Here is a 6280-nt window from a genome sequence, read left to right on the forward strand (position 1 = left end):
AACAACATATGTCGTTATGCAATATAGTTAGAAGAATATTCCATAAAAAAACCACCTAAAGGCTCCCCTTCAGGTGGTTTTCTATTTTACGCTAAAGCAGCCGCCTGTTCTTGTTGATCGACAGGAATTACAGCGTCTGTTAGTGCTTTTTCTAGTTCAGCTGTGTATTTCATTTGTTCTTCTTTGCTCCAGCCTAGTTTCGCAGCCATGTAGTTGATTACTGCTTCTTTCCACTCGTATACCCAGTGGATGTTGAAGAATACAGCGCCTCTGCGGCGTACGAAGAAGTCAACTGGTTTTGCTGTCATTTCGTAATCCATTGCGTATACAAGCGGGATTAGAACGTCTAGTGGCATGTTGTATTCTTTCGCTTCGTCTTTATGTTTTTTCGCTAAGTCAAATAGTACGTCAACGTTAGAGCCGTAGAATTTCGCGAATTCTTCTGCTTGTGCTGTTGTTAAACCATATTTCGTACCTTCGCCAGCTTTTTTCGCAACGAATGCTGGGAATCCGTGTGAACCATCTACATGTCCACCAGAGATTGGCATATGTTTCGTGTCGCTCTTCGGATATGCGCTATGACCTTCTTTTTGTAGTAAGTTCGTTACGTAGTCTACTACCATTTCAGCCATTTTGCGGTATCCAGTTAATTTACCACCTGCGATTGTAATTAAACCAGATTCAGAAGTCCAAATTTCATCTTTACGAGAAATTTCAGATGCACTCTTACCTTCTTCATAAATTAACGGACGAACACCAGCCCAGCTTGATTCAATGTCTTTCTCTGTAATTTTCACGCTTGGGAACATGTAGTTAATCGCATTAATGATGTATGTGCGATCTTCTGTTGTCATTTGTGGTACAGCTGCGTCTTTATCATAGAACGTATCTGTTGTACCTACGTATGTTTTTCCGCCGCGAGGAATCGCGAACACCATACGTTTATCTGGTGTATCGAAGTAAATTGCTTGCCCGAGTGGGAAACGTTTTTGATCAATTACTAAGTGAACACCTTTTGATAACTGAAGTACTTTTCCTTTTTTCGAGTTATCTTTTTCACGAAGTGTATCTACCCAAGGACCAGCTGCGTTTACAATTTTCTTACCGTAAACTTCATATACTTCACCGTCTAGTAAATCGATTACACGTACACCGCATACTTTTCCATCTTTATATAAGAAACTGTCTACTTTTGCGTAGTTAACAGCTTTCGCACCATGCTCAATTGCTTCTTTCATTACTTCAATTGTAAGACGCGCATCGTCTGTACGATATTCTACGTAGTAACCGCCGCCTTTTAATCCTTCTTTTTTTACAAGAGGCTCTTTGTTTAGCGTTTCTTCACGGTTAAACATCTTTCTGCGCTCGCTTCGTTTTACACCTGCTAAGAAGTCGTATACACGAAGACCAATTGATGTACTAAATGATCCGAACGTACCGCCTGTATGGAACGGAAGTAACATCCACTCTGGTGTTGTTACATGGGGACCGTTCTCATATACGATCGCACGCTCTTTACCCACCTCTGCTACCATTTTCACTTCAAGTTGTTTTAAATAACGTAGACCACCGTGTACAAGCTTCGTTGAACGACTTGATGTACCTGCTGCAAAGTCCTGCATTTCAAACACAATTGTTGATAACCCGCGTGTTGCTCCATCTAATGCAATACCAGAACCAGTAATACCTCCACCAATTACGATCACATCTAACTCTTGTTTATTTACTCCGTTTAATACGTCTTTACGTTGTTTACTTGAAAATTTCATGGTAATTCCTCCCTTTGATAACGAAAAAAGAGACCACAAACTCCGCTATAGATTTCGCCTCTATAGCGCGTTGTGGTCTCTCCAAATCTCCTACCGAATTATTAACTTGTCACCATTATAACACTGTTTATGATTATTTGAAAGCTTTTGTTGCTTCAATTGCTTTTTTCCATCCAGCATATAGCTCTTCGCTTGTTTCCGCTTCCATAGTTGGTTCAAAGCGTTTGTCCATATGCCACTGTGATTTAATTTCATCTTGGTTTTTCCAATATCCAACCGCAAGACCAGCTAAGTATGCTGCACCTAAAGCTGTCGTTTCGTTGATCACTGGACGCTCTACAGGAACATCTAAAATATCACTTTGGAACTTCATTAAGAAGTTATTTTTAACCGCTCCGCCATCAACGCGTAATGTTTTCAGTTCAATACCTGAATCTGCTTCCATTGCGCATAATACATCTTTCGTTTGGTAAGCTAAAGATTCTAGCGTTGCACGAATGAAATGCTCTTTCGTCGTACCGCGTGTTACACCAAACATAGCGCCGCGTACTTCACTATCCCAGTAAGGTGTTCCTAGTCCAACGAATGCTGGTACAACGTATACACCGTCAGTTGATTCAACGCGAGAAGCATACACTTCACTCTCACTTGCATCTTTAAACATGCGCATTCCGTCGCGTAACCATTGAATTGCAGAACCTGCTACGAAAATACTTCCTTCTAATGCATAGTTTACTTTACCATCTATTCCCCATGCAATTGTTGTTAATAGACCATGCTCAGAAGCTACTGCTTTTTCACCTGTGTTCATTAACATGAAGCAACCAGTTCCGTAAGTGTTCTTCGCCATACCTTCACCGAAACAAGCTTGTCCAAATAATGCTGCTTGTTGGTCACCAGCTACACCTGCAATCGGTACATTTTGACCGAAGAAGTGGTAATCAATTGTTTCTCCATATATTTCAGATGATGGACGTACTTCTGGAAGCATACTCTTTGGTACTGTTAACATGTCTAGAAGCTCATCATCCCACTGTAAGTCGTGAATGTTAAACATTAACGTACGTGATGCGTTTGAGTAATCTGTTACGTGTGCTTTACCACCAGATAGTTTCCATACAAGCCATGAATCAATTGTTCCGAATAATAGATCGCCGTTTTCTGCTTTCTCTCTTGCACCTTCAACGTTATCTAAAATCCACTTTACTTTCGTACCAGAGAAGTATGCATCAATTAAAAGACCTGTTTTTTCGCGAACCATTTCGCTATAACCTTTTTCTTTTAACTCATCACAAATTTCAGCTGTTTGGCGAGATTGCCATACGATTGCGTTGTAAATTGGTTTACTAGTTGTTTTATCCCATACAACCGTTGTTTCACGTTGGTTCGTAATACCGATACCAGCGATTTGTTCTGGTTTTACATCTGCTTCGCTTAAGCAAGTTGCGATAACTGCTAAAATAGATCCCCAAATTTCTTGTGCATTATGCTCTACCCAGCCCGGCTTTGGAAAATGTTGTGTAAACTCTTTTTGAGCTGAATGAACAATTTCACCTTTTTTATTGAATAAAATTGCACGTGAGCTTGTTGTTCCTTGGTCTAATGAAAGAATATATTTTTTCATATCGGTTTCCCCCTTATGCTACTTTTCTACTATTTGTATTGCTTCCGCTTTTTTTACTTGTCATATAAGAGATTGCTAGTACAATCACAGTTGCGATAATCACATAAATAAGTGCTGAATTTTGTTTTCCTTCAAATACAACTTGATGGAATAAACCTGCAAGTGATCCACCTAAAATTGGACCTACTACTGGAATCCATGCATACTTCCAGTTTGAACCGCCTTTTCCTGCAATCGGAAGGAAGAAGTGTGCGATACGCGGACCTAAATCACGTGCTGGGTTAATTGCGTATCCTGTTGTCCCACCTAATGATAAACCAATACTTACAATTAAGAAACCTACGATAAATGGATTTAATCCATCTGCAAATTTATTTGCACCAATTGCTAATATACCAAATACTAAAACGAATGTTCCAATCATTTCACTTAAAAGGTTTGCAAATGTGTTCGGAATTGCTGGACCTGTTGCAAATACACCTAACTTTGTTCCTGGATCTTCTGTTTCTTTCCAGTGTGGTAAGTAATGTAAATATACGATAACTGCCCCGATAATTGCCCCAATCATTTGTGCTACGATATAACCTGGTACGTCACTCCATGGGAACGCTCCCTTAAATGCTAGTCCTATCGTTAAAGCTGGATTCAAATGTGCCCCACTAATTGATCCAACCGCATACGCTGCAACCGCTACTGCTAAGCCCCAGCCCATTGTAATAACAATCCAACCTGAATCTTTCGCAAACGATTTCTTTAAACTTACACCAGCACAAACGCCGCCACCAAGTACGATTAACAACGCAGTCCCTATTAACTCTCCTAAAAATGCTGACATAGTATCCCTCCACAATCAATTTAAACGCTTCCAAATGTGATAGAGGTAAAATGAATGGCCATTCGTTTTTGTCAAAAGAAAAAGACCCACAGCTTTGCACGCTTCTATATAAATTTATATAGAAACAATGAAATGTGGATCTCTTCTTTTCTCCGTCACGTTTATTAACTTGTCTATAATGTTAACCTCTTATGAAAGCGGTGTCAACAGAATTTTTTCACATTTTCGTCACTTTTTTTGGTAATGTTTCCATAGTTCGCGTTTTGACGTCGTAATTGCTGTCGCACCAGCGTTTAAAGCTCTTTCCACATCTTCTACAGTACGAATAAAACCACCTGCTAAAATCGGTACACCAGTACGCTCTTTCACTTCAGCGATAATATCCGTCATTGCTCCTGGAAGCACCTCAATATAATCCGGTTTCGTCTTATCTAAAAGATTGCAGCTCTTCTCCATCGCACTCGAATCAATTAAAAAGATGCGTTGTATTGCCACAACACCTTTTTGCTTCGCCTTCATAATAACGCTCGCCTTTGTCGAAAGTAACCCGTACGGTCTAAACTCCTGACATAAATATTCCGTCGCATGCCCATCACTCTGCAAGCCATGAATTAAATCCACATGTAAAAACACCTTTTTACAATATTGCTTCGCAAGTGATATAACACTCTTCAATTGGCCGACATGAATATCTAAAATAACGATATATTCATACGAACTATGTAATAGCTTTTCCAAATCTTTAATTTGCCTCACTGCCGGCAAAATCTTCTGTTCATGAAATTCCATTCTATATGTCCCGATACGATAAACTTAACTAAATCTATACAATTCAATCAAATTTACACGAGTTAGTGTTTCATCGTGTTCTCGCAACCCCGAAGGGACGAGGGGTATAACACTCCACACGAGGCAGTATCGTTACCTCTTATTATCAAGCATTTATTTTACCCATCTTGATAAATTTATCGCAGCATTTACATCCCTATCGTGATAGCTATTGCATGAAACACAACACCACTCACGTATTTTTAAACTCCACTGTCCTTCTGGTTGAACTGAATGTTCGTATTTAACTCCGCAACATGAACAAATCTTGCTTGAAGCGAACCATTTATCAGCTTTTACATACGCAATGCCGTACTTCTCGCACTTGTATGACAAACATTGAAAGAAGAAGTTTAATTTTTGAAATGAAAATGCTTTCGATAGTTTTTTGTTTTTTAACAGGTTTGAGATAGATAAGTCTTCCACAACAATTCTCATTGGTTTGGTTTTCACCAATTTAGCTGTTGCTTGATGGATATGGTTATTTCGGATATTCGTAATTTTTCTAGATAACCGCAGGTGCTCATCTTTCGCTTTTTCATATCCAGCAGATTGAATTTTCACACCTTTTTTAAATCTCCTAGACATATCTCTTTGCGCTGACTTTTTCCTTTTCAAAAGTTTTTTAACCTTGGCGTCTTTGTTTATATTTCGTTCTTTCGTACCATTAGAAGCTACAAACAGCTCTTTTAAACCAACATCCACACCGATTGACTCATTGGTTAGTTCTTGTGATTCAAAGTCTTCTTGGAACCCCACACTAATCCACCAGTGACGACCATCAAATGTAACTCTTGGATTGGATGGTTTTTTATTTCTTGGTAGTTGTTGGCTTGTTTTCACTTCTCCAATAGACTGAATATGAACGACTTTTTTTCCTATAATCAGTCTTTCATAATTGGCATAAAATCCTTGGATCAAATCTTTTTTGGATTTATAAGAAGTGTGAGAACCATTTTTGTACTTTTTGAACGAATGTTTTCTAGCCGTATCAAAATCTTTTGAAGCCTGTTTGGGAACTTGTGCATTAATGTCTTGTAACCACTCATATCTCTTTCGCTTCTTGATCTTTGTAAATCGTTTCTGTAAAGCTAACTGTGAAACAGATTTTCCAAATAGCTTATAGTATCTATCACTCATTCTTTTACAATAGTTATAAGCGAATCTTGCAGCACCAGCATGGTTTCTAAGCACTTTTTCTTGTTCAGGCGTTGGAATCAGTCT

At 38.9% G+C, this 6280-nt stretch carries 5 protein-coding genes; all 5 read right to left on the bottom strand.

Annotated features, from left to right (window positions below):
* Window positions 1-86: 86 nt before the first annotated feature.
* The gene (glpD, locus tag ACTJJY_RS19030; RefSeq protein WP_000672831.1) at window positions 87-1769 is read right to left on the bottom strand and encodes an aerobic glycerol-3-phosphate dehydrogenase; all 1683 of its coding nucleotides are present in this window, start codon (window positions 1767-1769) and stop codon (window positions 87-89) included.
* A 133-nt stretch (window positions 1770-1902) separates the two neighbouring features.
* The gene (glpK, locus tag ACTJJY_RS19035; protein WP_000760007.1) at window positions 1903-3393 is read right to left on the bottom strand and encodes a glycerol kinase GlpK; all 1491 of its coding nucleotides are present in this window, start codon (window positions 3391-3393) and stop codon (window positions 1903-1905) included.
* 13 nt (window positions 3394-3406) lie between these two features.
* A complete protein-coding gene (gene glpF, locus ACTJJY_RS19040; RefSeq protein WP_001272200.1) occupies window positions 3407-4228 on the bottom strand; it encodes a glycerol uptake facilitator protein GlpF in 822 nt (273 codons plus the stop codon).
* A gap of 228 nt (window positions 4229-4456) precedes the next feature.
* Window positions 4457-5017, bottom strand: a complete 561-nt coding sequence (glpP, locus tag ACTJJY_RS19045) for a glycerol uptake operon antiterminator GlpP (protein ID WP_000394286.1) — start codon at window positions 5015-5017, stop codon at window positions 4457-4459.
* A gap of 153 nt (window positions 5018-5170) precedes the next feature.
* Window positions 5171-6280: RNA-guided endonuclease InsQ/TnpB family protein (locus tag ACTJJY_RS19050; protein ID WP_440606275.1), on the bottom strand; the 1110-nt coding region annotated here is incomplete at its 5' end.

It is taken from the genome of Bacillus sp. 22475 (genome assembly GCF_052044835.1).
Classification (GTDB): Bacteria; Bacillota; Bacilli; order Bacillales; family Bacillaceae_G; genus Bacillus_A; species Bacillus_A cereus.